Source organism: Brevundimonas sp. TWP2-3-4b1 (assembly GCF_049897665.1).
GTDB classification, from domain to species: Bacteria; Pseudomonadota; Alphaproteobacteria; order Caulobacterales; family Caulobacteraceae; genus Brevundimonas; species Brevundimonas subvibrioides_B.
On record NZ_JAFCWQ010000002.1, the window covers coordinates 56,439 to 81,781 of the forward strand.

The 25,343-nt window shown below is 68.1% G+C and carries 19 protein-coding genes; 11 read left to right on the forward strand and 8 right to left on the reverse strand.

Translation table 11 applies throughout. The features are described from left to right. Nucleotide 1: 1 nt before the first annotated feature. On the reverse strand, nucleotides 2-958 hold the full coding sequence (locus ACP7A5_RS02635; RefSeq protein ID WP_426040455.1) for a winged helix-turn-helix transcriptional regulator: 957 nt from the start codon (nucleotides 956-958) through the stop codon (nucleotides 2-4). A 128-nt stretch (nucleotides 959-1,086) separates the two neighbouring features. Between ACP7A5_RS02635 and ACP7A5_RS02640 the strand changes: the two genes are divergently transcribed. After that, nucleotides 1,087-2,913, forward strand: a complete 1,827-nt coding sequence (locus ACP7A5_RS02640) for an AMP-binding protein (RefSeq protein WP_426040456.1) — start codon at nucleotides 1,087-1,089, stop codon at nucleotides 2,911-2,913. A gap of 33 nt (nucleotides 2,914-2,946) precedes the next feature. On the opposite strand, the gene ACP7A5_RS02645 is transcribed toward ACP7A5_RS02640, so the two are convergent. From ACP7A5_RS02645 to ACP7A5_RS02655, 3 genes are read right to left on the reverse strand one after another with little or no spacing between them, the layout of a single operon-like run. Next, nucleotides 2,947-3,906: a DUF6999 family protein gene (locus ACP7A5_RS02645; RefSeq protein WP_426040457.1), complete on the reverse strand. Its 960-nt coding sequence runs from the start codon at nucleotides 3,904-3,906 to the stop codon at nucleotides 2,947-2,949. After that, nucleotides 3,903-4,586: an iron-containing redox enzyme family protein gene (locus tag ACP7A5_RS02650; RefSeq protein ID WP_426040458.1), complete on the reverse strand. Its 684-nt coding sequence runs from the start codon at nucleotides 4,584-4,586 to the stop codon at nucleotides 3,903-3,905. Before ACP7A5_RS02650 ends, ACP7A5_RS02645 begins: the two co-directional genes overlap by 4 nt. Next, nucleotides 4,586-5,728, reverse strand: a complete 1,143-nt coding sequence (locus ACP7A5_RS02655) for a beta-ketoacyl-ACP synthase III (RefSeq protein WP_426040459.1) — start codon at nucleotides 5,726-5,728, stop codon at nucleotides 4,586-4,588. The genes ACP7A5_RS02650 and ACP7A5_RS02655 overlap by 1 nt, the downstream gene beginning before the upstream one ends. A gap of 105 nt (nucleotides 5,729-5,833) precedes the next feature. On the opposite strand from ACP7A5_RS02655, the gene ACP7A5_RS02660 reads away from it, so the two are divergent. Next, the gene (locus tag ACP7A5_RS02660; RefSeq protein WP_426040460.1) at nucleotides 5,834-6,214 is read left to right on the forward strand and encodes a VOC family protein; all 381 of its coding nucleotides are present in this window, start codon (nucleotides 5,834-5,836) and stop codon (nucleotides 6,212-6,214) included. A gap of 133 nt (nucleotides 6,215-6,347) precedes the next feature. Here the strand turns inward: ACP7A5_RS02660 and ACP7A5_RS02665 are convergent, their stop codons facing one another. Then, nucleotides 6,348-7,499: an acyltransferase family protein gene (locus ACP7A5_RS02665; RefSeq protein ID WP_426040461.1), complete on the reverse strand. Its 1,152-nt coding sequence runs from the start codon at nucleotides 7,497-7,499 to the stop codon at nucleotides 6,348-6,350. 92 nt (nucleotides 7,500-7,591) lie between these two features. Here ACP7A5_RS02665 and ACP7A5_RS02670 point away from each other — a divergent pair, with 92 nt between their 5' ends. The 7 genes from ACP7A5_RS02670 (at nucleotide 7,592) to ACP7A5_RS02700 (ending at nucleotide 17,995) form a co-directional block, all read left to right on the forward strand. After that, nucleotides 7,592-9,400: a hypothetical protein gene (locus ACP7A5_RS02670; protein WP_426040462.1), complete on the forward strand. Its 1,809-nt coding sequence runs from the start codon at nucleotides 7,592-7,594 to the stop codon at nucleotides 9,398-9,400. A gap of 253 nt (nucleotides 9,401-9,653) precedes the next feature. Beyond that, complete coding sequence (fliQ, locus tag ACP7A5_RS02675; RefSeq protein WP_425987983.1) at nucleotides 9,654-9,917, forward strand: flagellar biosynthesis protein FliQ; 264 nt, start codon at nucleotides 9,654-9,656, stop codon at nucleotides 9,915-9,917. A 9-nt stretch (nucleotides 9,918-9,926) separates the two neighbouring features. After that, a complete protein-coding gene (gene fliR / locus ACP7A5_RS02680; protein WP_426040463.1) occupies nucleotides 9,927-10,700 on the forward strand; it encodes a flagellar biosynthetic protein FliR in 774 nt (257 codons plus the stop codon). Then, nucleotides 10,693-11,763, forward strand: coding sequence for a flagellar biosynthesis protein FlhB (flhB, locus tag ACP7A5_RS02685; RefSeq protein WP_426040464.1), 1,071 nt, complete (start codon nucleotides 10,693-10,695; stop codon nucleotides 11,761-11,763). Before fliR ends, flhB begins: the two co-directional genes overlap by 8 nt. 42 nt (nucleotides 11,764-11,805) lie before the next feature. Beyond that, nucleotides 11,806-13,869 carry a cell cycle histidine kinase CckA gene (gene cckA, locus ACP7A5_RS02690; RefSeq protein ID WP_426040465.1) on the forward strand — a complete coding sequence of 688 codons (2,064 nt, stop codon included), beginning with the start codon at nucleotides 11,806-11,808 and terminating at the stop codon, nucleotides 13,867-13,869. A 257-nt stretch (nucleotides 13,870-14,126) separates the two neighbouring features. Beyond that, a complete protein-coding gene (locus ACP7A5_RS02695) occupies nucleotides 14,127-15,956 on the forward strand; it encodes a M61 family metallopeptidase (RefSeq protein WP_426040466.1) in 1,830 nt (609 codons plus the stop codon). A gap of 257 nt (nucleotides 15,957-16,213) precedes the next feature. Beyond that, complete coding sequence (locus tag ACP7A5_RS02700; protein WP_426040467.1) at nucleotides 16,214-17,995, forward strand: DUF885 domain-containing protein; 1,782 nt, start codon at nucleotides 16,214-16,216, stop codon at nucleotides 17,993-17,995. 86 nt (nucleotides 17,996-18,081) lie between these two features. Here ACP7A5_RS02700 and ACP7A5_RS02705 read toward each other — a convergent pair whose 3' ends face one another. Further along, nucleotides 18,082-19,032, reverse strand: a complete 951-nt coding sequence (locus ACP7A5_RS02705; RefSeq protein ID WP_426040468.1) for a LysR substrate-binding domain-containing protein — start codon at nucleotides 19,030-19,032, stop codon at nucleotides 18,082-18,084. A 350-nt stretch (nucleotides 19,033-19,382) separates the two neighbouring features. On the opposite strand from ACP7A5_RS02705, the gene ACP7A5_RS02710 reads away from it, so the two are divergent. After that, the gene (locus ACP7A5_RS02710) at nucleotides 19,383-21,212 is read left to right on the forward strand and encodes a DUF885 domain-containing protein (protein ID WP_426040469.1); all 1,830 of its coding nucleotides are present in this window, start codon (nucleotides 19,383-19,385) and stop codon (nucleotides 21,210-21,212) included. A 24-nt stretch (nucleotides 21,213-21,236) separates the two neighbouring features. Continuing rightward, nucleotides 21,237-23,036 (forward strand): DUF885 domain-containing protein, encoded by a 1,800-nt coding sequence (locus tag ACP7A5_RS02715; RefSeq protein ID WP_426040470.1) that lies wholly within the window; start codon nucleotides 21,237-21,239, stop codon nucleotides 23,034-23,036. Between the two features lie 285 nt (nucleotides 23,037-23,321). Here the strand turns inward: ACP7A5_RS02715 and ACP7A5_RS02720 are convergent, their stop codons facing one another. Together ACP7A5_RS02720 and ACP7A5_RS02725 are read right to left on the reverse strand one after the other, a co-directional pair. Beyond that, the gene (locus ACP7A5_RS02720; protein ID WP_426040471.1) at nucleotides 23,322-24,233 is read right to left on the reverse strand and encodes an NAD(P)/FAD-dependent oxidoreductase; all 912 of its coding nucleotides are present in this window, start codon (nucleotides 24,231-24,233) and stop codon (nucleotides 23,322-23,324) included. Beyond that, a complete protein-coding gene (locus tag ACP7A5_RS02725) occupies nucleotides 24,230-25,330 on the reverse strand; it encodes a DUF1176 domain-containing protein (RefSeq protein WP_426040472.1) in 1,101 nt (366 codons plus the stop codon). The genes ACP7A5_RS02720 and ACP7A5_RS02725 overlap by 4 nt, the downstream gene beginning before the upstream one ends. Between the last annotated feature and the right edge of the window lie 13 nt (nucleotides 25,331-25,343).

Sequence of the window (25,343 nt, forward strand, 5' to 3'; positions counted from 1 at the left end):
CTCAGGCGGCGCTGGTCTCGACCGGCGCCGCCGCCTCGACCTCCCAGCGAATGTTGCGCGGGTCAATCTTCCGCCCGGTCGCGATGTCGCAGACCACTGCCGAGATCGGGTCGCCCGTCCCGGTTTCGATCAGCCGCAGCGGCGAGCCGTCCGGGCACAGCCATCGTTCCGACCAACCGTGCATGGCCATGATCATCGGATAGAGGTCGCGGCCTGCCTCGGTCAGCCGGTATTCGAACCGCGGCGGCGCCTGCTGATAGAGGCGCTTCTCCAGCACCCCCTGCAACACCATGGTCTTCAGCCGGTCGGCGAGGATGTTGGTCGCCACGCCCAGCGCTTCGTGGATTTCGTCGAACCGGCGCAGGCGGAAGAAGGCGGCGGCCAGGACGGCCCAGCTCCAGTAGTCGCCCATGATGTCGGTCGAGCGATCGATGATTGCCCTGTCGGTCTCAATCGGCTGGGTACGACGCCGCCGCGAGGTCGGCGGGGCGATGGGGACCAGGCCCTCGCCTGCCTCCCAGCGGACGTGATGCGGCTCGATCGGTCGACCGCCCTCATGGTCGAAGACCGCAGGCGTGACCCGCGCGCCCGTCTCCCGGTCGAAGAAGGCCATGGCGTAGCGTTCCTGCAGCGGCGAACGCGCCCATTTCCGCTCCCACTGACCCTGCATGACCGCGACCCCGAACATGTCCAGCCCCATCTCGGTCAGCCGGTATTCCATCCGCGTCGCCGACCCCCGGGCCTCGCGCTGTTCCAGCAGGCCCGCGGCCGTGAGCCGGTTCAGCCGGTCGGTCAGGACGCTGCGCGGCATGCCCAGCCGATCGCGCCAGTGCGAGAAGCGCCGCGCGCCATAGAAGGCCTCGCGCAGGATCAACTGGGTCCAGGCGTCGCCGGTCACGGCGAAGGCGCGGGCCACGGGATTGCCCATGATCAGGTTGCGGGTGGAGGGAGGCGTCACGCGGACTGGTCTTTGTCTTCGACCCGATCTGCGCTGGGCCGAGTCGATCCTAGCACCAGATCGCGCCACCCGTCGCCCGTCGATAAATCCTGATTTGCAAGTGACTTCGCCGGGCTTAGGATCGCCCCATGACCGACACGCTTTCCGCCATCGACCTGACCGCCGCGCCCTGTCGTCCGGTGCGGTTTGGAGAGGTGGGGGTGGAGATCGAGCGTCGTCCCGACGGGGTGGTCATCGTCTCTGGCAGGGCGCCGCTGAAACCCTACGACCCCAACCTGGCCGCCACCTTCCGGCGTCATGCCGATGCGACGCCGGACAGGCTGTGGCTGGCGAAGCGAGAGGGTCCGGAGCGGGACTGGACCCGACTGACCTACGGCGAGGGTTGGTCGCGCGTGGCTTCGGTCGCCGCCTGGCTGATGGATCGCGGGGTGACCGCCGACCGGCCGATCCTGGTCCTGTCGGAGAATTCGCTGAACCACGCGGTCCTGATCTTCGCCGGAATGGTGGCGGGCGTCCCGGTCACCTCGGTCAGCGTCAACTATTCGCTGCTGTCGACCGACTTCGAGCGGCTGCGCCACGTCGTCGACCTGATCCGGCCAGGCCTGGTCGATGCGGAACAGGCCGGGCTCTTCGCCGCAGCCATCGCCGCCGTCCCACCCGATGACGCGATCATTGTCACCGCCGCGCCGGGGATTCCGGGCGCCGTCGACTGGAGCGAGGCTGTCGGCTTCCCGGCGCCGGACCTGTCCGCTCACATCGCCGCCCTCGATCCGACGAAACCGGCCCGCTACCTGCTCACCTCAGGTTCGACCGGGCGGCCCAAGGCGGTGATCCACACCATGGCCATGGCGACGGGCAACACCCATCCGGGCTTCCAGGCCATGGGCGACGCCTTCGCATGGGACCGTCAGGCGCTGGACTGGCTGCCCTGGAGCCACATCGCCGGCTCGTCGCTGATGACCAATATCACCTGCCTCGGCGCCGCCCTCTACATCGACGACGGGCGACCGATGCCCGGCAAGTTCGACGAGACGATCCGGAATCTGAAGGAGATTCCGCTTCGCTATTACGGGACCATGCCGAACGGCTATGCGATGCTGGCCGATGCGTTGGAGGCCGATGGGGACTTCGCTCGCCGCTTCTTCATCGAGCTGCGCGCCATGCTGTTCGGCGGCGCAGGCCTGCCCCAGGCGCTGCATGACCGGCTGCAACGAATCGCGGTGCGCGCGACGGGACGGCGGTTCGTCTTCGTCTCCGGCTACGGCTCGACCGAGACCGGTTCGGCGATCAGCTACACATGGTGGGAGGACACCCGCGTCGGCATCGGCCTGCCTGTCTCGGGCGCGGGGTTCAAGCTGGCGCCCTGCGACGGCGTCTATGAGGTGCGGGTCAAGGCGCCGTCCGTCACGCCCGGCTATTTCTCCGACCCGGACCAGACCGCTGCGGCCTTCGACGAGGAGGGGTTCCTGCGTATGGAGGACCTCGCCGACTTCCACGACCGTGACCGGCCGGAGGGCGGCCTGTATTTCGCCGGCCGCCGCGCCGAACAGTTCAAGCTTATGAACGGCACCTTCGTCATCGCCGGTCGCCTGAGGGAGTCCCTGCTCGGCCGGCTCGCCGGCGTGGTGCGCGAGGTCGTCATCTGCGGTGATGGCGAGGCCGATGTCGCTGTCCTTGCCTGGGCCGATCCGGAGGGTGTCCGTCGCCTGACCGGCGGGGCGAACACGGATCATCCGGCCGTCGTCTCCGCCGTCGCCCAAGCGCTTGCGTCTCACAACCGCGACAACCCCGGCCAGTCCAGCCGTATCGGTCGTCTGCTGTTCCTCGCCGATCCGCCCGACCCGGAGGCGCACGAAGTCTCGGACAAGGGCTCGATCAACCGGCGGATGGTGCTGAACCGTCGGGCGGACGACGTGGCGCAGCTGTTCGCGGGTGGAGGGATCGGGCCGGCCTGATCTGTTCCTTCTCCCGCAAGGGGAGAAGGAAGACTAACCCAGCTCCGGTCCGCCCGTCGGGTCCCTCGGATCCAGCGGCAGACCCGCCGCCTGTCTCGCCTTCAGCACCCGCAGCCAGCCGTGCATGGCCTCGCAGTCCAGACCGTGCATCATCAGCCGGAACCCCGCCTGCAGCGTCGACAACGTCACCAGCGGGTGGCCGTTCTTGACGAAATGCATGTGGTAGTCGGTCCCGAGAATCCGGCCGATATAGATGCCGACGATCTCGTCCAGCTGCAGCGAATGGCTGGCCCGCATGAAGTCGGCGCGGGGCAGCATCAGGGCATAGAGCGGAGTGTAGAACTCAACCGCCGTCTGGATGTCGATCCGGTTCAGGAACCCGGTCGGGAAGGTCTCGAACGCCGGTTCGATGTCCGACAGCATGGAGAAATCGACCCGCTCCGGTGGCGTGATCTCCTTGCCGGCGGCCCGCAGCGCCATGTTCAGCTCGATGATGAAGTTGAAGATGTTCAGGTCGTGCTGGAGGAAGACGTTGTCCTCGAGGTCCTTCAGCGTCAGCGGCTTCAGCGGGACGGTCTTGACCAGGGCCGGGTCGATGCCGGCATTGGCCTTCATAAAGGCCAGCAACTCCGTCCCGACGTGGAAATGCCGCAGGATCAATGTGTTGCACTCGGGGCTGCCGAAAATCCGCAGGCCCTGGTGGATGGATTTGTGCAGCAGGCCGTTCAGGTTCGGATACCTCGGGGAGATCGCCCGCAACACCTTCACGAGGCCGAAGAACAGGAAGACCAGCGGCCGCGATACGGGGAACAGCCACCGCCGCGACCACGACCGTGCGCCCAGAAGCAGCGCCCGCTTGGCCTGCGGATCGATCGGCAGGGAATGGTCGAGATACAGCGCCAGCCACGGGTCCGGATCGTTGGCGTCATAGCGGCGCGCGTCGAAGGGATCGGTCTTCCACTCGGCCGTGTCGCCGCCGTCGGACAGGCTCACGCGGGGATCTCCTCGATCTGCAGCGCATACAGGCGGGCGGTCACTTTCGCCGTCATCACGATGCGTTCGGCCACGGCGGCGTCGGGCAGGACCATGCGCAACATCGCCTCGAACTCGCGCATGTGCTCGGCGTCGTTCTCGCCGTGATAGAGCAGGAACCGCACCGCCTCGTCGGGCAGGTTCAGCCGTTCCTTGACCAGCCGGCCCCAGGGCGCTGCCTTGATCGAGCCCAGCCCCTCGATGATGAACATGGCGCCCAGCAGGCCGAACGGATCTGGCTTCGACGCCTCATGGAACATCCAGGCCGAGATGGCTTCGGAGCCGACGTTCTTGGGGGCCGAGCGGATCACTTCGACCTCGCCGCCGGAACAGACGAAGTCGGCCTCCAGCAGGCGGAAGTCGCGATGCTCGGTCACAGCGTGGCGCATCAGGGACGAGCGCAGTTCCAGATGCGCCTCGCCGACGTTCGAGGCGGCGCGCGACATCCACAGCGCCCCGTCCTTCACCTGCTGGCGCAGGTTGATCAGGAACAGCTGATAGTCGGCCAGCTCGAACCGGCCGCGCGTCAGCTTGCGGATCAGGGGCGTCGCCTCCAGCCGCTGTTCGAAGTCGGCGAAGACCACCGCCAGCTTCCGCAGGGTGTCGGCGACCTGGTCGTCCACGCGCGTTCCGTCCGCCATCACACCACCTCGCACATCATGAAACCGATCATGGCCCGTCCGCTCTCGGGCACGATCAGCAGGACCTTCTCGCCCCGTTTCGCCCGCCCCGACTTCATGAAATCATCCAGCATGACCCAGATCGAGGCCGCGCCGATGTTGCCCACGGTCGGCAGGTTCGAAAACCACTTTTCCTCGGGGATCATGGCGGCAGTGCTCTTCAGGACCGAGACGATCTCCTCCCGCAGCGACCGGGCCGAATAGTGACACAGCAGGTGGTCGACCTCGTCCGGCACGATCCGCCCCTGATCGACCTTCTCCAGCCAGACTCCGATCCAGGCGCGGATGACGATCTTCAGCAGTTCGAAATCCTGTACCAGGGCGATCGACCCCGACGCATGGGCCGCGACCGGCCCCGCATGGCTCCACGCTGACTTCATGTCGGCCCGGTCGGCGAAGGTGGACCCCGCCCACATGCAGGGATCGAACCGTCCGGCCAGGGAGGTCAGGTCGATCCAGTCGATCTTCAGCGACAGGCCGTCCGGTCTGGGTTTCGGCTCCATCACCACCGCGCCGGCCCCATCCGACAGGGTGAACCGCAGGAAGTCCGCCTCGACCCGCGCCCGGCCCTTGGCGTCCAGCAGCGATGTGCCCTCATAGAACTCCGGCCGGAACCAGCGGGACGAGAACTCGCCTGCCGCCGCCGCCGCGACCTCGGCTTCTCCGGCCCGGACCTGCAGCCACGCCCCCTTGGCCGCCATCAGGGCGGAGGCGCAGACGGACTGATAGCTGGCGATTTCGATGGGGCCAGCCCCCAGTTCCGCATGCACCGCGCTGGCGTGGCCGGGGACGATGTAGTCGCCCTGGGTCGTGGCCGTGGCGAGGAGGCTCAGCTGGCCGATCGACAGCCCCGCGTCCTCCAGCGCCATCCTCGTCGCTTGCGCCGTCATCGAGGCGTTGGAGTGCAGCGGGCGGCCCTCGGGCGTCAGGGCATAATGGCGCGTCTCGACCCCGTTCCAGCGCAGGGCCCGCCGACCGACGGCGGAACTGCGCCCTCCGATGCGGCCGATGAAGTCCTCCATCGCCTCGACGCCGATAGGTTCGCCGGGCAAGAACGCGCCGGTTCCCGTGATGTAGACGTCGCGAAGCAGACCCGGAGACATGGTTCCCAATGCGCACGATTGCGCATCCGGCCGCAAGCCGACGACCCCTGACGGAACGCAGGTTGGGTCCGGACGCTGTTCTATAAACCCCCAAGGGAGACGAACATGCTGAAGGACAAGGACTCCGCCGCCATCGTCGGCGTGAAGGATCTGGACCGCGCCAAGGCCTTCTACGGCGAGACGCTCGGCCTGAAACTCGATCCGAAATCCGGCGACGACGTCGCCATGTACAAGACCGGCGGGACGGTGATCTGCGTCTACGTCTCTGAGTTTGCCGGGACCAACAAGGCCAACGCCGTCGTCTGGGGCGTCGGCGACGAGATCGAGAGCATCGTCGCCGCCCTGGCCGGCAAGGGCGTGACCTTCGAGCATTATGACATGGAGGGCGCGACCTACGAGAACGGCGTCCACCAAATGGGCGACTTCCGAATGGTCTGGTTCAAGGATCCGGACGGCAACATTCTGCACCTGAACTCGGGCGACTAGATCCTCCCCAGATGGGGGAGGGGGACCGCGAAGCGGTGGAGTGGGCCAACGGCACACGCCGGCGTTCGCGGATGCCCCCCTCCGTCTCTGCGCTGCGCTTCGAGCCACCTCCCCCGATGGGGGAGGATTGCGGCTACCCCTCGATCGAGACCACTGCGCCCTGTTCGACCGGACGGCGCGAGGTCCGACCGCGCGCCAGCCGGCGCTTGATCCAGGTCTGCATCGGGTCGTCGATCACGGCGTGGAAGGCGAAGGCGAAGCCGACGGCGGCCAGGACGCCTGCACCCCAGATGGCCCACTGGACTTCAGTGGACAGGGCGTGTTTCGCGATCAGGACGTTGGCGACGCCGAACCAGGCGATCCGCACCACTTCGTTGGTGATGAACATGGAGAAGGAGACGACGCTGGCCCGCTCGATCAGCTTCGAGGGTCGCAGCACCGGGATCGCGCCCGCCGCCAGGATGATCAGTGAGATGAAGGTCAACGAGATCAAGGCGTTCTTGCCGTAGAACTGCACGATCGCCAGCCCCACCGCCGCTGCGACACCGACGATCCGGGCCAGGCGCGGCGCCACGAACACCTTCTCCGAAAACACCGCCAGCCCCATGCCGAGAATGAACAGCGGCAGGGCCCGCAGGAAACCGAACTTCAACGGCATCTGATAGACGGGATAGCCGAGGAGGGCGTGGCAGGCCTCGTTGGCGACGAGATACAGCAGGATGACGCCCGCCAGCGCGCCCCACGGCCCGACGCTCTTCAGTGTCCGCAGGATATAGGGAAACAGGACATAGCAGCCGACGAGGGCCGAGACCGACCAGCTCGGTGCGTTCCAGCCCAGGCCGCCGTGAATGCCGAACGCCTGCGTCAGGGTCAGCTGCGCCGGCAACTGGTCCCAGGCGAACCATTCCGGATTGCGCGGCGACATGCCGAAGGCGGCGCTCAGCAACACCAGCGCCACCAGGGCCAGACCCATCATCAGATGCGCCGGATAGACCCTGAGGAACCGCTTGATGAAGAAGTCGCCCGGCGACATCGCGCCGCGTCCCACGGCGCGGCCATAGACGCGCATGAGCACATAGCCGCTGTCGATCAGGAAGAAGTTGGTCAGCAGAAAGCCGCCGCGCTCGAACACCGGATGCAGGCTTTCCGCCAGCGGAACCGGGCCCGCCGCCTGGAAGTGATGCAGGATGATCATCGAGGCCACAATGAAACGCAGGGCGTCGAGCCACCCGCCGCGCGCGATGGGCGGTGTCTCGTTTCGGGTCGAAATCGCGGTCCAGGCCATGGGAAATCTCTCTTCCGAGGCGAAATCCGCAAGGACCGGGCCGCTTTGCCCTCAGCGAACATCGGTCTAGTCTGGCGCCTTCAGGGGGCTGGATGACCGACGAAGATCCGCGCGAGGGACGCATCCGGCTGGGCCGGCGTCGCGACAAGGCGACAGAAAGCCTCGACGCCATCGAGATGGCCGAGAACGTCATGGAGGCGACCGAGGAGACGATGGGTCCGCCGGACCCGGCCGTGCTTCTGGTCGAGGAACAGCGCCGCCTGATCAAGGCCCAGGTCTCCAACGAGCGGATGGGATTCGTCCTGCGCGTCATGACCGCCCTGGTCGGGGTCGCCTTCGTCGCGGGCCTGGCCATGATGGTCTGGACCGCCGCCAACTCGCGCGCGGTTGTCGTGGATCCGTTCGACAGCCCCTATGGCCTCACCCGCAGGGGGCACACGGGCCAGGTCATCGCCCGCGGCGTCGCCGACGTGGTCACGACCATCGGCACGGACGCTCGAAACTCCGCCGAGAACCGCGCCGTGGCCCTGAACTGGACCCGCGACGTCGCCGTCGTCGTGCCTTCGACCGGAGTCTCGCTCGGCGAGATCGACAAATTGCTGCGCGGCTGGTTCGGCAAGGAGACCCACATCGGCGGCGCCGTGACTGTCAGCCAGGACGGCGGGGTCTCCCTGACCATCCGCGCCGACGGCGTGCGCGGCCGCACCTTCACGGGCCCGGAAGCGGAGATGCCGCGCCTGATCACCGAGGCGGCGGAATACATCTACGGCCGGTTCGAACCCCAGCTGTTCGCCAGCTACCTGCTGGAGACCCGGCGCTACGAGGATGCCGAGCGGTTCATCCCCGTCGCCTATGCGGCCCATCCGACGTCCCGGGCCGCGCTGGCCTATGACTGGGGCATCCTGCTGGCGACCCTCGGCCGCCCGGCGGAAGCGGCCGACAAGCTCCGGCTCTCGCTCAACATCGAGCCTGGCGACCCGGATGTCTGGGAGATGCTCGTCACCACCCTGTTCGACGCGGAGGGCGAGGAAGCCGCCGCCCGCGCGGCGCGCCAGATGGCGGCGCAATCGACCCCCGACGGCGAGCCGATGTCGAGCGCCAATGGCCTTTTGCTGACCCAGGACTGGACCGGCGCCATCGAGCGCGCCGAGGCCGACATCGACAGGACCGGCGGGGAGGGCGCCCTAGGCGGTCAGGAGATCAGCCTCGCCGATTCCGAAGGCCGCCGTCATGACTACGCCGGCGCATTCCGCCATCTCGCCGGCGCGGCTCCCGACGCTCCCCTGACCCTCGCGGCCCGGCGCATGATCGAGACTTACCGCGCTCTCGGCTCAGGCGACCGCGCCGGTGCTCTCACCGCCGCCGAGGCGCTGGATGCGATCTGGCAGTCCGATGAGGATGTCGCCTTCACCCTCTACGAGGCGCCCTGTTTCCTTGGTCTCGCCGAGGGGCTGTCCGGACGGTATGCCCAGGCCGAGGCCGCCTTCGTGCGCGGCGACCGCTACGTGTCCTGCGCCGCCTTCCGCGCCGATGTGATGGAGGCGCGCGGCCTGCACGCCGAGGCCGACCGCCAGTATGGCGTCGCCATCCGCCTCGCTCCGTCATTGCCGTTCGCCTATCAGCGCCGCGCCCTGACCCTGCTGGCGCGCGGCGACACGGCCCGCGCCGTCACCCGCTTCCGCGACGCCCACCAGCGCGGCCCCCGCTGGGCTGATCCGCTGAAGGGCTGGGGCGACGCCCTCGCCGCCCGGGGACGCTGGGCCGAGGCGGCGGAGAAATACGCCCGGGCCGAACCATTCGCCCCCGAATGGCGGGAGCTGCATTTGGCTCACGCTGTGGCGCTGGACCGGCTGGGGCGACGGCAGGACGCCGAAGCGCAGCGCGAGAAGGCGGCGGACTAGAACCAGGCCTTGAGCCCGAAGACCTCGCGGGCCTCGTCCGCCTCGCCCTGGGGCTTGGACATGGTCGGCGCTGTCTCCGAGCGCGCGACTCCATTCGACGCCGAGATCGCCGTCGTTCGACAGAAAGGCGGCGGCGCTCACGGGTGGCGCAGGCGGGAATAGACCCGTCAAAGACAGGGGTTCCGTCGTCACGCTAACCCCCCGTTAACCACGCTCCCGGCATTTTCTGCCCAGTAGTTACCAGGGTTGGACAATGAGCGGCGCGGAAGTTCTGGATGTGGGCCGCGACGCCCTGTGGCTGACGATCCAGCTGTGTGCGCCCGTGCTGCTCGTCGGTCTGGTCGTAGGCGTCGGCATCGGTCTGTTCCAGGCCCTGACCCAGATCCAGGAACAGACCCTGGTCTACGCCCCCAAGATCATCGCCATCTTTATCTCCCTGCTGCTGTTCCTGCCGTTGATGGGAGGCCTTCTCGGCGCCTTCATGCGGACCATCGCGGCGCGCATCTCGGGCATGTAGCGGGGCTGAATGGAGCCCTACGCCACCGCCGATCAGGTCTGGGCCGGCGGGCTGATCTTCGCCCGCATCGGCGCGATCATCCTGACCCTGCCGGGCATCGGCGAGACCTACGTCCCGCCGCGCATCCGCCTGTCCCTGGCCCTCGTCATCTCGCTTTGCCTGTGGCCGGTCATCGGCGGGTCCCTTCCGGCTCTGCCCGACAGCCTCGGCGCCACGGTCGGCTGGGTCATCCGTGAGGTGATCACCGGCCTGATGATCGGCTCCATCCTGCGGATCTTCACCAGCGCCCTGTCGACCGCCGGCGAGATCGTCTCGCTGCAGACCACGCTCAGCTTCGCCCAGACCGCCAACCCGCTCATGGGCGGCCAGAACACCACCATCGCCGCCTTCCTGATGCTGTTCGGCACGGTCCTGGTCTTCGCCACCAACACCCATCACCTGTTCATCGCCGGGCTGGTGGGGTCCTACGAGCTGATCGCCCCGGCTCGTCCCCTGATCGCCGCCGACTTCGCCGAGCTGGCCATCCGCACGGTGGGCGACAGCTTCATGCTGGGCGTCCAGCTGTCGGCGCCTGTGATCGTCTTCGCCCTCATCTTCAACCTCGCGGCGGGTCTGGTCGGGCGGGTGATGCCGGCGTTCCAGATCTTCTTCGCCGCCGCCCCGCTCAGCATCATCCTGGGCCTGTCGATCTTCGCCCTGTCGCTCGGCGCGCTGGGAACGGTCTTCATCGACCGCTACCGCAACCTGGCCAACCTGTTCGTCTCGGGAGGGGTCGGTGGCTGACGATAAGGATCCCGACTCGAAGACAGAAGAGGCGACACCCCAGAAACTTGAGGAAGCGCGAAAAAAGGGCGACGTCGCGAAATCCGCCGACGTCGCCCCGGCCCTCAGCCTCCTCGGCGCCACCGCCGTCATCGTCATGGGCGGCGGCTATTTCGCCACCTCGATCGGCGAGGCCTTCATGCCCTTCATCGCCTCGCCCCACCTGCTGATCGGCGGGCTGGAGGCGGGCGCCGGCGTCGAGATCGGCATGAACGCCGTCTGGGCCGTCGCGCCCTTCCTCGGTGCGGTCATGCTGGCCACCATCATCGGCGGGGTCGGCGGCAACGTCTTCCAGTCCGGCTTCCTCTTCTCCGCGGAGAAGATGAAGCCCAAATGGGAGAAGATCAGCCCGATGGGGGGGCTCAAACGCATCTTCGGCCCCGACGGCCTGATGCAGTTCGCCCAGACCTTCGCCAAGCTGATCGCCGTGTCGGTCATCTGCTGGATGGTCCTGAAGCCGCACATGCGCGAGTTCGAGAACATGGCGGCGATGTCGCCCGCCGCGATCCTGCCGCTCACGCGCGACCTGATGATCGCCCTGATGGCCTCGACCCTGGTCTTCCTGGTTCTCGGCGCCGGCGCGGACTTCATCTGGCAGCGGATGCGGTTCGCCAAGCGTCAGCGCATGACCAAGGAAGAGGTCAAGGAGGAGTACAAGAACACCGAGGGCGACCCCCACGTGAAGGCCAAGCTGAGGCAGATCCGCATGCAGCGCAGCCGCCAGCGGATGATGCAGAACGTCCCGAAGGCCACGGTCATCGTCACCAACCCGACCCACTATTCGGTGGCCCTGCGCTACGAGGCCGGCGACGCCGCCCCCGTCTGCGTCGCCAAGGGCGTCGACGCCCTGGCCCTGCGCATCCGCGAGGTCGCGCGCGAGCACGACGTCCCGATCATCGAGAACGTGCCCCTGGCCCGCGCCCTCTACGCCGCCGTCGACATCGACGAGACCATCCCGCGCGAACATTTCGAGGCGGCGGCCAGGATCATCGGCTTCGTCATGCAGAAGCGGAAGCGGCGATAGCGCTGTATGATCAGCCCACTGATTCGCGGGGGCTGACTTGCCATGACCGTTTCCAACGCGCCGTCGGCGCCGAAGTTCGACATCACCGTGATCCTGATGGCGGTCGGTTTCGCCGTGGCCATCGCGGCCCTGGCCTGGCCCGCCTTCCAGGCCGGGCCCCTGACGACGCCGCACATGATCCTGCTGGTCACGGTGGCCGCGGTCGCCCTGATGGGCCTGTTCGCCTTCAACCGGATCGATGTCCACAGCAGCAGCGACCGGCCCGCCGGCGACGTGGCGGTGGAGATGCTGGACGCCATGGCCGAGCCCGCCGCCCTGGTCTGGGCCTCCGGCGCCGTGCTGGCCTATAACGGCGCCTGGGCCTCCCAGAATGGCGCGACCGTCAATCTGCCCAAGGGCAAGTCGGCCCAGGCCCTCTACATGGCCTTCGCCCAGGCCCGCAAAGGCGAGCAGGGTCGCGCCATCGTCCTGATCGGCGACCGTGAGATCGAGGTCCTGATCGGCCAGGCCGGGGAGGGGCGTTTCCTGGTCCGTGAGGCGCCCGAGGCGACGCTCAGCAACACCCCGACCGCCGTCCCCGCGCCCGCCTATGCCGCCTCGAACGGAGACGCGCGCGCCATGGCCGCCGGCGCTCCGTTCGGCTCTGCTGTCATGGCGGGGGACGACATCTTCGCCGGCCGCGCGGAGGAGCCCAATCCGGCGCTGGCGACCCTGACCGGCCCCGCCTCGGCCCGCGACGCCGCCTTCGGCCATCTGTTCGATCCCGCCGGAGTGACCGAGGCCCGCGCCCGCATCGCCGCCGGATCGACCGGCCCGATCGAGCTGGTCGCTCGCGCCCATCCCGACAGGATGCTGCACCTCTATGTCGCCCCGGAAGGCGACAAGCGCCGCGTCTGGCTGTTCGACGTCTCGGCGCAGAAGTCGATGGAGCTGCAGCTGTCGCAGGCCCAGAAGATGCAGGCCGTGGGTCAGCTGGCCGGCGGCGTGGCCCACGACTTCAACAACCTGCTGACCGCGATCCAGCTCCAGCTGTCCGAGCTGCTGGAACGTCACCCGGTCGGCGATCCGTCCTATGACGGCCTGAACCAGATCCGCCAGACCGGCATCCGCGCCGCTGACCTGGTGCGCAAGCTGCTGGCCTTCTCGCGCAAGTCCACCGTGCGTCGCGAGCGGCTCGATCTCGGCGAGCTGGTCGGGGAGTTTGCGGTCCTGCTGCGCCGCCTGCTTCGGGAGGACGTGCGGCTGGAGACGGACTATGGCCGCGACCTGCCGGTGGTCATGGCCGACAAGTCCCAGCTGGAGACGGCGGTCATGAACCTTGCCGTCAACGCCCGTGACGCCATGCGCGGCGTGGTCGAGCCCGGCGCAGGCGTCGTCACCATCAAGACCCTGCGTCTGACCCAGGCGGATGCGCGGACCCTGGGCTGGCTTGAGGCGCCCGACGGCGAGAGCGCCTTGATCGAGGTCTCCGACACCGGCCCCGGCGTCCCGCCCGAGCTGCTGGACAAGATCTTCGAACCCTTCTTCACCACCAAGGCGGTCAATGAGGGCACCGGCATGGGCCTGGCCACCGTCTACGGCATCGTCCAGCAGGCCGGGGGCCATATCGGTGTGACCAATCTGGAGGGGGCGGGGGCAGCCTTCCGCATCTTCCTGCCCGCCGCCTCGGAACAGGAGCTGATCGAGGTCGGTCCGGTCGTGGCCAAGGTCAAGAGCGCCCCCCGCGACCTGTCGGGCAACGGCCGCATCCTGTTCGTCGAAGACGAAGCCGCCGTGCGCGGCATTGCTGCCCGCCTGCTGCGCCAGCGCGGCTACGAGGTCATCGAGGCGGCCGACGGCGAGGAAGCCCTGTTGCTCGCCGAGGAGTGGGCCGGCCAGATCGATATGATGATCTCGGACGTGATCATGCCGGGCCTTGATGGGCCGAGCCTGCTGAAAAAGGCCCGCCAGTACCTCGGCGACGCTCCGGTCATGTTCATCTCCGGCTATGCCGAGAGCGACTTCTCCGACCTGCTGCAGGACGAGGCTGGGGTCTCCTTCCTGCCCAAGCCGCTGGACATCAAGACGCTCGCTGAACGGGTAAAACAGGAACTGCGTCCGGGGTGATCTTCCCTCTCCCCTTGCGGGAGAGGGAGATCGCGCACGGCGGCGTTGGCCGCCGTTCTGGCGCGGTCGGGTGAGGGGGCACCCCGACTGGAAAGGTCATCTTGCGATCCGCTCATCTCGACCGTCGGTGTGACCCCTCATCCGTCAGCCTTCGGCTGCCACCTTCTCCCGCAAGGGGAGAAGGGCCGTCGCGGTTGTCCCCTTGCCTCCCGGCCCCGCTTGCGCCCCTATGCGCCCGTCCCAGTTCCGGAGTTCCCATGTCCGTTCGTCGCCTGCTGACCGCGTCCGCCTGCTTCACCGCCCTGACCTTCGGGGCCGGCATCTCACACGCCCAGGATTACGACATCAGCTTCGACAACGCCGTCCACCACGAGGCGCGGATCACTGTCACCTATCGCGAGGTCGGTTCGGCCCCGGTGCGGTTCCAGATGTCGCGCTCCTCGCCCGGCAGGTATGCGATCCACGAGTTCGCCAAGAACATCTATTCCGTCTCCGCGGTCGACGGGCGCGGGCGTCCGCTGACCATCGATCGGACCGATCCCTACGGCTGGACCGTTCCGGGCCATGACGGCACGGTCAGCCTTTCCTACACCCTGTTCGCGGATCGCTCGGACGGAACCTATTCCCAGATCGACGCGAGCCACGCCCACCTGAACATGCCCGCGACCCTCGCCTGGGCGACGGGCTTCGACGACCGGCCGGTCGTCGTCCGCTTCAAGCCGTTCTCGCCCGACTGGATCGTCGCGACCCAGCTCCAGCCGCAGGCCGAGCCCAATACCTTCGCCGCCCCGAACCTGCAGTATCTGATGGACAGTCCGACCGAGCTCAGCGCTCACAGGGTGCGCGAGTGGACGGTCGATGACGCGGGCGTTCCCCGCACCATCCGCATCGCCATGCACCATGCCGGCACGGACGCTGAGATGGACACCTTCACCGAGCGCGCCCGCCGGATCGTGGACCAGCAGATCGCCGTCTTCGGCGACGTGCCCGACTATGATTTCGGGACCTATACCTTCATTGCCGACTACGTTCCCTGGGTGAACGGCGACGGGATGGAGCATCGCAACTCCACCATCATCAACGACACCCGTTCCCTGAAGGACGCAAACTTCGACCAACTGGGAACCCTCAGCCACGAGTTCTTCCACTCCTGGAATGTCGAGCGTATCCGCCCCGACGAACTGGAACCGTTCGACTTCACCCGCGCCAATCCGACCCCGTCCCTGTGGTTCGCCGAAGGCTTCACCAGCTACTACGGCCCTCTGACGATCCGCCGGGCCGGCGTGGCCAACACCGACGCCTTCCTCGGCGAGATGGGCGGCCAACTGGACTTCGTTCAGAACGCGGCTGGCCGTCGCTTCGGTTCGCCCCAGGAGATGAGCCTGCGCGCGCCGTTCGTCGATGCGGCCACGTCCATCGACCCGACCAACCCGAACATCTTCGTCTCCTACTATCCGTATGGCGCGGTCATCGGCTTCGGTCTGGATCTGACCTTGCGCCAGCGGTTCCCCGGCGTGACGCTGGATGACCTGATGCGCGCGATGTGGCGCACCCACGGCGTGCCCGAGCGGCCCTATGCGCCCGCCGACATCGAGGCCGCTCTGGCCGAGGTCACCGGCGATCCCGCCTTCGCCCGGAACTGGTTCGCCCGCACGATCGAGGGCAGCGACCTGCCCGACTTCGGCCCGCTGCTGGCCCAGGCGGGCGTCGTGATCCAGCCCGTCCGTCCGACCGCCGCCTGGGCGGGAGCGGTCCGACTTCCGGCAACGGGCGCCCCCGTCATCGCGGCCGCCCTCGCGCCCGGCACGCCGCTCTATGCCGCCGGCCTGGACCGTGGCGACCAGATCCTCGCCGTGGGCGATAAGGCCATCGCCGGCCAGACGGACTGGACCGCTGCGCTCGCCGCCGCGAAGCCCGGCGACGAGGTCTCGATCCGCTTCCTCCAGCGCGGGGTGGAGCGATCCGCCATGTTGCGCTTCGCCCCCGATCCGTCGTTTACCCTGGTGCGCGTCGAGGCTGGCGGCGGGCTTGTTACGCCCGCACAACTGGCCTTCCGCGAAGCCTGGCTCGGCGCCGCGACGGAATGACGAGTAAGGATTTTATTCCGCTTCCACCCTTGCGCCGAATGGGCCCGACAGCCATCTGAAGGCGAGTGATCTTTGAAACGTACCAAGGTTTTCCATCTGTCCGTTTCGTCCAAAAATTTCCGATAATCCCGCCGCCGGCCCCTTCGGGCTCAGGCAAGTCTCTGATTTTGCTAAAGCGGCTCGCCAGTTCGTCCGTTTCGTCACCCTGTTTTTGGTCCGGATAAAGCCGCCGGACCCGCGTTCTGGAAGGTTCTCCCATGCTCGATCGTCGTAGCCTCATGCTCTCCGCCGCCGGCGCCGGCCTCATCGCCGCCCTGCCGGTTGCGGCCTTCGCCCGGTCGCAGCAGGACGCTGCGCTCGACGCCCTGCTGACCGAGTGGTTCTACGACAACGTCGAGCGCAGCCCGACCTTCGCCACCAGCCTGGGCATCGACAAGGACGACCGCGCCCACCTGGCGGGCCGCCTCGGCGATCTCAGTCTTGAGGCCGAGCGCGAGGACAAGGCGCGCGACCTCGCCCGCTGGGAACGCCTGAAGGGCTGGTCGACCGAAGGCCTGTCCGACAGCATGAAGGTCACCCTGGCCGTCTCGCAGTTTCAGGCAGAGGCCGCCGCCCTGCGCGCCGACCTGCCCTTCGTCGGCTCGCCCTATATCGTCGCCCAGAACGGCGGCGCCTATTTCAGCGTCCCCGACTTCATGACCAACCAGCACCGGCTGGAGACCACGGCCGACGCCGAGGCCTTCCTGTCGCGGCTCAAGGCCTTCGCGGTCCAGCTGGATCAGGAGAACGCCAGGCTTGAGGCGGACGCCGGGGCGGGCATCACCCTGCCGGCCGTGATCATGGACAAGACCCTGACCCAGCTGAAGACGCTGCGCGATACGCCCGCCGCCGAGATGGCCATGGTCCAGGCCCTGGTCCGCAAGACGGGCGAGAAGTCGCTGGCTGGAGACTGGGGCGCCCGCGCCGCCGTCATCGTCGACGAAGAGATCAGGCCGGCCCTGACCCGCCAGATCGCGGTGTTCGAGGCCCAGCGCCCGAACGCCTCGACCGACGTTGGCGTGTGGCGGCTGCCGCAGGGCGAACGGCTCTACAACCTCGGCATCCGGGGTTACACGACCACCACCTACACCGGGGCCGAGATCCACGAGATCGGCCTGCAGCAGGTCGCCTCGATCCAGGCCGAAATCGACACCATCCTCAAGAGCCTCGGCATGACCGAGGGCACGGTCGGCGAACGGGTCAATGCGCTCGGCCAGGACCCGCAGCACCTGTGGCCCAACACCGACGAGGGCAAGGTCGCCCTGATCGCCTCGCTGAACGACATGGTCGCGGCCATCACGCCGCGCCTGCCGGAAGTCTTCTCGACCCTGCCCCAGGCGCCGGTCGAGATCCGCCGCGTGCCGGTCTCGATCCAGATCGGTGCGCCGGGCGGCTACTATCAGGCGGCGTCGCTGGATGGCTCGCGGCCGGGCGCCTATTACATCAACCTGCGCGACACGGCGAACCGGCCGAAATGGTCGCTGCCGACCCTTACCTATCATGAGGCGGTGCCGGGCCATCACTTCCAGATCTCGGTCGCGCGCGAGGCCGGGACCCTGCCCATCTATCGCCGGGCCAGCGGCTTCTCGGCCTACAATGAGGGCTGGGCCCTGTATTCCGAACGCGTCGCCGCCGACGACCTGAACATGTACGAGGGCAACCCGCTGGGTCGGATCGGCTACCTCCAGGCCTACCTCTTCCGCGCCGTCCGCCTGGTGGTCGACACCGGCCTGCACGACAAGCGCTGGAGCCGCGAACAGGCCATCGCCTATATGATCGCCGAGGCCGCGACCCCGGCCAACTCGGCCCAGTCCGAGGTGGATCGCTACATCGTTTGGCCGGGCCAGGCCTGCTCCTACAAGCTGGGCCAGACCGTGATCGAGGGCTTGCGTCAGGAGGCCGAGGCCAGGCCCGGCTTCGACATCAAGGCCTTCCACGACCGGATGCTCCTCAACGGCTCGGTGCCGCTGGCGGTGCTTCAGGGCATCATGCGGGCATAATCCTCCCCCATCGGGGGAGGGGGACCACGAAGTGGTGGAGTGGGCCAGCCTCAAACTCTGGCGTCTGGGGCGAGCCCCCTCCGTCTCTACGCTTCGCTTCGAGCCACCTCCCCCGACGGGGGAGGAATAAGCGCGATCTCGGCGGCAATGTCGGGATCGGCCGCCGCCTCGGCCAGCAGCCAGTCGCGGAAGCGGGCGATCTTGGGCGATCGCCTCCGGTCCTCCGGCCAGGCGATGAAATAGCCTTCGGACAGTCTCACCGTCTGGCGGAACGGCCGGACCAGCAGCCCCGCCTTGATCTCCCGGGCGAACAGGATCGGCGACCCCAGGGCGACCCCCTGACCGCCCATGGCCGCCGCGACCTCCAGGCCCTGGATATCGGCCCGCAGCCGGGACGCTGGCGTCGCGGCCGTCGTGACCCCGGCGCAGACGAACCAGGCCGCCCATTCCTTCTCATCCCCGACCCGGGGCGCATCGACCAGGTCGGCCGGAGTCTCCAGCCCCAGCCGCTCGCACAGGGCCGGACTGCAAAGGGGGGTAAACACGCTGGGCATCAGCATGGCGCATTCGACGCCGGGCCAGTCGCCGTCCCCGGACCTCAGGGCGATGTCCATATTTTCGCGCGCCAGGTCGATGATCGTTGGACTGGTGTCCAGCCGCACCGCCAGCCCCGGATTGGCGACCTGGAACGCCCCCAGCCGGGGCGCCAGCCACTGGGTCGCGAGGGTCGTCAGGGTGGTGATCGAGAGCACGCCCTGATCCGCCTCGGTCACCTCGGCGAAGGCGCGGCGGAGAAGGGTCATGGCCTCGGTCGCGGCCCGCGACAGCCGTTCGCCTGGCTCGGTCGGCTGCACCTCCCTCGGCAGGCGCCGGAACAGGCTGAAACCCAGCCGCGTCTCCAGCGCCTTGATCTGCCAGCTGACCGCCGCCTGGGTCATGCCCAGTTCCTCCGCCGCGCGGGTGAAACTGTTCAGTCGCGCCGCCGCCTCGAACACGCGGATCGACGACAGGGGAAGGCCGGCAAGCGGATCAGGCATAAGGGCACCTAGGTCTAACCTGTCATACTGCTGGTTTGCGAACGGGTGTTGTCAAGCCGATATGTCCAATATCGAAGGCAATCGGAACGGGAGACCGCCATGGAAGAAATCCATCATAAACATAAGGACACCGCGTGGGGCTGGCTGGCTGTCGTCGTGGCCGTCCTCGACGGATTTCCCAGGCGCCGCGCGCGGACGCCGGCGGCGCGGCGCCGTTCGACGGACGTAGTGACCCCCTGGAGCCACCATTCGCCCAGCGGCTGGTCCGCCTGACGGATTTGTAACGACAGAGCGCTTGTCCAGGCGGCGCGGTTGGTGACCAATGCTCCCGTCATTTTCGGGAGCCCGCCATGATCGACCGTCGCCGCCTGATGTTCACCGCCGCCGCCGGAGCCAGCTTGCTGGCGGCCGGGCAGGTCATCGCCCGGTCCCAGGCCGGAACGGCGTCCGCCGCCTTCACGGCGGTCATGAATTCGATCGTTCAGGAGACGCTGATGACGTCTCCGGAGCTGCTGACCTCGCTCGGCTTCGACAAGGGTCCGAACGCGCCGATGAAGGCCCGGCTCGACGACCGGTCCCAGGCCAAGATCGACGCCGACAAGGCGACGTTCCGCCGCCAGATGACCGATCTTAAGGCCGTCGACCGCGCCGCCCTGAGCACCGACGAGAAGGTCTGGTACGACTCGCTCGAGTATTTCGGCGACACCGCCATGATCGGCTACGACTTCCCATACGGCGGCGGCGGGTTCGGCCCGTCTTCCTACAGCGTCAGTCAACTGACCGGCTCCTATCAGGGCATTCCCGACTTCCTCGACAGCCAGCATTCCATCGAGACGGCCGAGGACGCCGAGGCCTATCTCAGCCGCGTCTCGGCCTTCGCCACGGCCCTGGATCAGGAGACGGCGCGAATCGAGGCCGAGTTTGAGGCCGGGGCGGTCCCGCCCGACTTCATCATCGCCCGCACCCTGAGCCAGATGGAGTCGCTTATGTCGCCTGGCGCGGCGGGGACGACCCTGGTCCAGTCGGTCGTCCGTCGGACGGGCGAGAAGTCGATCTCCGGCGACTGGGGCTCGCGCGCCGAGACCATCGTCAACGACGCCGTCTTCCCGGCTCTGGCTCGTCAGGCGGATGCGCTGCGGGCGCGTCAGGCCGGGGCGACCCATGACGCCGGCGTCTGGCGTCTGCCAAACGGCGAGGACTTCTACCGCTACGGCATTCAGAGCTACACGACGACCAATCTGTCAGGCGACGAAATCCACGAGATCGGCCTGGCTCAGCTGGCCGAGCTGTCGGCGCGCGCCGACGAGCTGTTGAAGGCTCAGGGTCTGACCCAGGGATCGGTGGGCGCGCGGATCAAGGCGCTCGGCGAAGACCCGGCCCAGCTCTATGCCAACACCGACGAGGCCAAGGAACAGCTTCTGGCCGACCTGAATGCCCAGGTGATCGAGGTCCGCCGGCGGATGCCCGATTATTTTGGCCGCCTGCCGCAGGCCGCCGTCGAGATCCGGCGCGTACCCAAGGCGATCGAGGCCGGGGCGCCGGGCGGCTACTACAACGCGCCCGCGCTGGATGGGTCGCGGCCGGGCATCTACTACATCAACCTGCGCGACACGGCGGAGTGGCCGAAGCTGCAGCTGCCGACGCTGACCTATCACGAGGCGGTACCGGGCCATCACCACCAGATCAGCCTGGCGCAGGAGAAGGCGAACACGCCGCTGCTGATGAAGGTGCTGGGCTTCTCGGCCTATTCGGAGGGCTGGGGTCTGTACGCCGAACAGCTGGCCGACGAGATCGGCATGTACGAGAATAATCCGACCGGGAAGATCGGATACCTGCAGTCGCTGATGTTCCGGGCCACGCGTCTGGTGGTCGACAGCGGCATGCACGCCAAGCGCTGGAGCCGCGAACAGGCGATCCGCTTCATGGTCGACGCCTTGGGCGACGCCGAGAGCGCGGTGACCACGGAGATCGAACGCTACTGCGTCTGGCCGGGCCAGGCCTGCTCCTACAAGCTGGGCCACACCAAATGGGTCGAGCTGCGCGAGACGGCGAAGGCGACGCTGGGGGACAGGTTCGATATCAAGGCCTTCCACGACACGGGCATGAATACCGGCGGGGTTCCTTTGACGGTGCTCGAGCGGGTCATCACCGAATGGACGGCGGCCCAGGCGGCCGCCTGACCCTCGAAACTCAAGGATACCGACATGATCGACCGTCGCCGCCTGCTCGGCTCCGCCGCCGCCGCGGCGGGGCTCGCCGCCCTGCCGACCCTGGCCTTCGCTCGTCCTGCGGATGAGGACGCGCGCCTGGACGCGATCCTGTCCCGCCAGTTCGAGGCCGATCTGAACGACGCTCCGCAGCAGGCGACATCGCTCGGTCTGGATGTCGGCGCACGGGCCGGCCAGCGCGCCCGCCTGAACGATCGCTCCCTCGCCCATGCCGAGGCGGGCCGGTCCGAGGCGCGGGCGCAGCTGGCCGAACTCCAGACCATCGATCCGGCCGCCCTCTCGAACGCAGGGCGACTGAGCTACGACATCCTGGGCTTCCAGAAGGAGGTCGCTGCGGCCGCCGCCGACTTCCCGTGGCACACGGCCAGCGGCTGGCGGCGGACCCCCTACGCGGTCAGCCAGATCAACGGCGCCTATATCGACGTGCCGAGCTTCCTCGACACGACCCATCCGGTGAAGACGCGGGAGGACGCCGACGCCTTCATCGAGCGGCTGGACGCCTTTCCCGGCGCGCTGGACGGCGACACCGAACGCAGCGTCGCCCACGCCGGGATGGGGGTGGTCGCGCCCGACTTCATCCTCGACACAACGATCCGGCAGTTGACGGCGCTGCGGGACCAGCCGGGCGCAGACCAGGCCATGGTCAGCAGCCTGGCCCGCAAGATGTCGGAGGCCGGGATCGAGGGTGACCACGTCGAGCGGGCGACGAACCTGCTGGACGGACCGGTGCGCGCCGCGCTGGAACGCCAGATCGAGGCGCTGAAGATCCAGCGCGAGAGCGCCGTCCACGACGCGGGCATCGGACGGCTGGAGCGCGGCGACGCCTACTACGCCCTGAACCTGAAGGCCTTCACCACCACAACCTCGACCGCCGCCGAGATCCACCAGCTGGGTCTGGACCAGGTCGCCGAGATTCAGGCCCAGGCCGATGAGCTGCTGAAGGGCGAGGGCTATTCCCAGGGGTCGGTCGCCGAGCGGATGGCGGCCCTGCGGACCGAGGCCCGGTTCGTATGGCCCAATACCGACGCGGGTCGCGCGGACCTGCTGACTTATGTGAATGCCGAGATGGACCGCGTCCGAGCGCGTATGCCCGAGGTCTTTGCCCGGGTTCCGACCAGCGAGTTCCTGGTCAACCGGGTCCCACCCGCGATCGAGGCCGGGGCGCCCGGCGGCTATGCCCAGGGCGGCAGCCTGGATGGGACGCGGCCGGGCATCTACTTCATCAACCTCAAGGACACGGCGGACTGGCCGCGCTGGACGCTGAAGACGCTGACCTATCACGAGGCGGCGCCGGGTCACCTGTTCGAGGGCGCGCTGGCGCTGCAGTCGGCGGACCTGCCCCTGTATCGCAAGACGGTGGGCTTCTCGGCCTATGGCGAGGGCTGGGGTCTGTATGCGGAGCGGCTGGCCGATGAGCTGGGCCTGTACGAGGGCGATCCATCCGGCCGCATCGGCTATCTGGAGAGCTTCTTGTTCCGTGCCTGCCGTCTGGTGGTTGACACCGGCCTGCATTCCAGGGGCTGGAGTCGCGAACAGGCGATCCGCTACATGGCCGAGAACGTCGGCGATCCGAACGAGACGGAGATCGACCGCTATTGTTCCGCGCCGGGCCAGGCCTGTTCCTACAAGATGGGCGAGATCGCGATCACCGCCCTGCGGGAGGACATGAAGGGGCGGCCGGGCTTCGACCTGAAGCGGTTCCACTCGGCGGTGCTGGACGGCGGGCGGATGCCGTTGACGGTCCTGGAGCGCCGGGTGAGGGCGGCCTTCGCCTGATGCTTCTTGGAGCGCTACCGCTCGACGCGCGGCGTCTCGCTGCTTGAGCGCTTTGTCCGGATCATCCGGACGAAAAACAGGATGACGAAACGGACGAACCGGTCAGTCGGTTGAGATAAATCAACGACTTGTGCGGCCTCGAATGTCCGCTTCGACCGCAGTCCCGGCATTTGCGTCGGGCATCGGATTCGACTGTCAAAGACCCGTCGTGAAAGTGGGCAGCAGGATCACGGGGCGCAAGGGGTCGGTAAGAATAAATTCTTCCCAGGCGAACTGGGAGAGAGACTAGACTGTCTGCCCATCCTGCTGACGCAGGGTGTTGTGGATGTCCGTGGCGGCGACGGCGGCCTCGGCGGTGGCGACGGCGATCTGGTTGAGGCCGCGCACGACATCGCCTGCGGCGTAGAGGCCGGGGACGCTGGTCTTCTGATGCAGATCGACCTCGAGGCGGCCGTCGTCGGCCAGTCGTGCGCCGAGCGCCTGGGCCAGCCCGGCGTTCGGCGACGTGCCCAGCGCCGAATAAACGAGGTCGAAAGATCGGTCGGCGCCGCCCCAGCAGAAGGCGGTGACCCGATCGCCTTCCAGCCGAACGGCTTCGATCGGCGTCTCGACCAGTTCGATGCCCAGACGCACCAGCGCCTCGCGCTCGGTCAGGTCGCCGGGCGGTCCGACGTGGATCAGGGTCACCCGGTCCGAATAGGTGCGCAGAAAGGCCGCCTCGCTCGCGCCCTTGTCGTTGTGACCGAGGACCGCGACCGCCTTGTCGGTGGCTTCATAGCCGTCGCAGATCGGACAGATGCGGACGAGCGCCCGCTCGATGGCGCGCTCGACGCCCGGCAGATCGGGGTGATGGTCGACGACGCCGGTCGCCAGCAACACAGCCCGCGCCCGGACCTCGCGGCCGTCGATCGACGCGATGAACCCCGCGCCGTCGTGGACGAGGCCCTGCACCCAGCCGGGCTCGATCCGCGCCCCATATTCCTCGGCCTGTTCGCGCATCCGGGCGAGGATGGCGTCGCCGCTGATCCCGGCGGGAAAGCCCGGCGTGTTGTGGCTAAGGGGGATCCAGCTCGCCCGGGGGTTGCCTCCGTCTGCGACGAGGACCGAGCGCCGGAAGCGGGCGAGATAGTTGGCGGCCGTCAGCCCCCCAGGGCCCGCGCCGATGACGAGGACGTCGATGTCCGCGCGATCTGTCATTCGCTGACCCAGGTTGTCGGCCAGTAGTCGCCGGGCACGCCCCAGCATTCGGACATCTCCGACGACGACTTGAGGACGAAGCCCTGGCCGGTCCAGGTCCAGCTGTCGGCCATGCCGCAGTCGCCGAGGCCGCGCCCCTTGTTGAAGGCGTCGATAACCCGCGTCGCCGGGTCATAGGCGGCGTTGACCAACTGATCCTGAGGCTCGCCGGCCACGGTGGGGAAGGTGACCCGGCGCGGGTTTGCGCCCTGGGGCGTCGCGGTGAACCAGGCGCTGGAGAAGTTGTAGGCCCCGGCGCCGCACGGCACGCTCCACAGTACGGTGGTCGCGTCCAGCCGGGCGGAGGAGATCACCTTCTGCAGGTCGGGGTTAAAATCGGTGTCGGCGCGGCACTGGACCACGGCAGGCAGGGCCTCGATCGCGGCCGGCAGGGTCTGGCCCTCCTGGTCGCCGTATCCCGTCTGGGACACGGCCGGCGCCGGCGTGACGCGGGGGACGGGAGCCGCGGCGGGAACGGCGGAGGCGGGGCGCGACCCCTTGCGGATCAGGGCGGTGGTCTTGTCCAGCCGCCCCTGATGTTCGTCGATCCACAAGAGGGAGGCGGCGGCGCCGCTGAGGGAGATCGGCACGGTCTCGGCGCCAGCGTTCAGGGTCATGGTCTGGCCCTCAGCCATCTTATCGACCAGGGCGCGGGCCATCCCGGGACCGACCGTGGCGAGGGAGGGGGCGTCTTCGCCGGTCGCCGCCGTCAAGCCGTTGAAGGTGGTCGTGTCCACGCGCACCGTCACCGGCCCGCCGAACGTGCCGTTCTCGGGCCAGAAGCCGACGGCGATCCGGGGCGTGGCCTCCGGTCCGGCGGCCATGGTGATCCGGACCCAGCCGGTTCCCTCGGTCGCATGACCGAAGGCGTGGCAGGTCCCGATGTTGTCGCAGACGACCAGCCAGTCGCGGAAGGTGCGCTGGTTCGGGTTCTGGGCGTCAGCCTCGGTGCTCGCCGACGCGCCGCGCACGCCGCCGCCGGGATCCGCCAAAGCGGCCTGCCCATCGCCACAGGAGGCCAGCGAGGCGGCCACGGCCGTCAGTGCGATCATACGCATCGTTCTTCCTCCC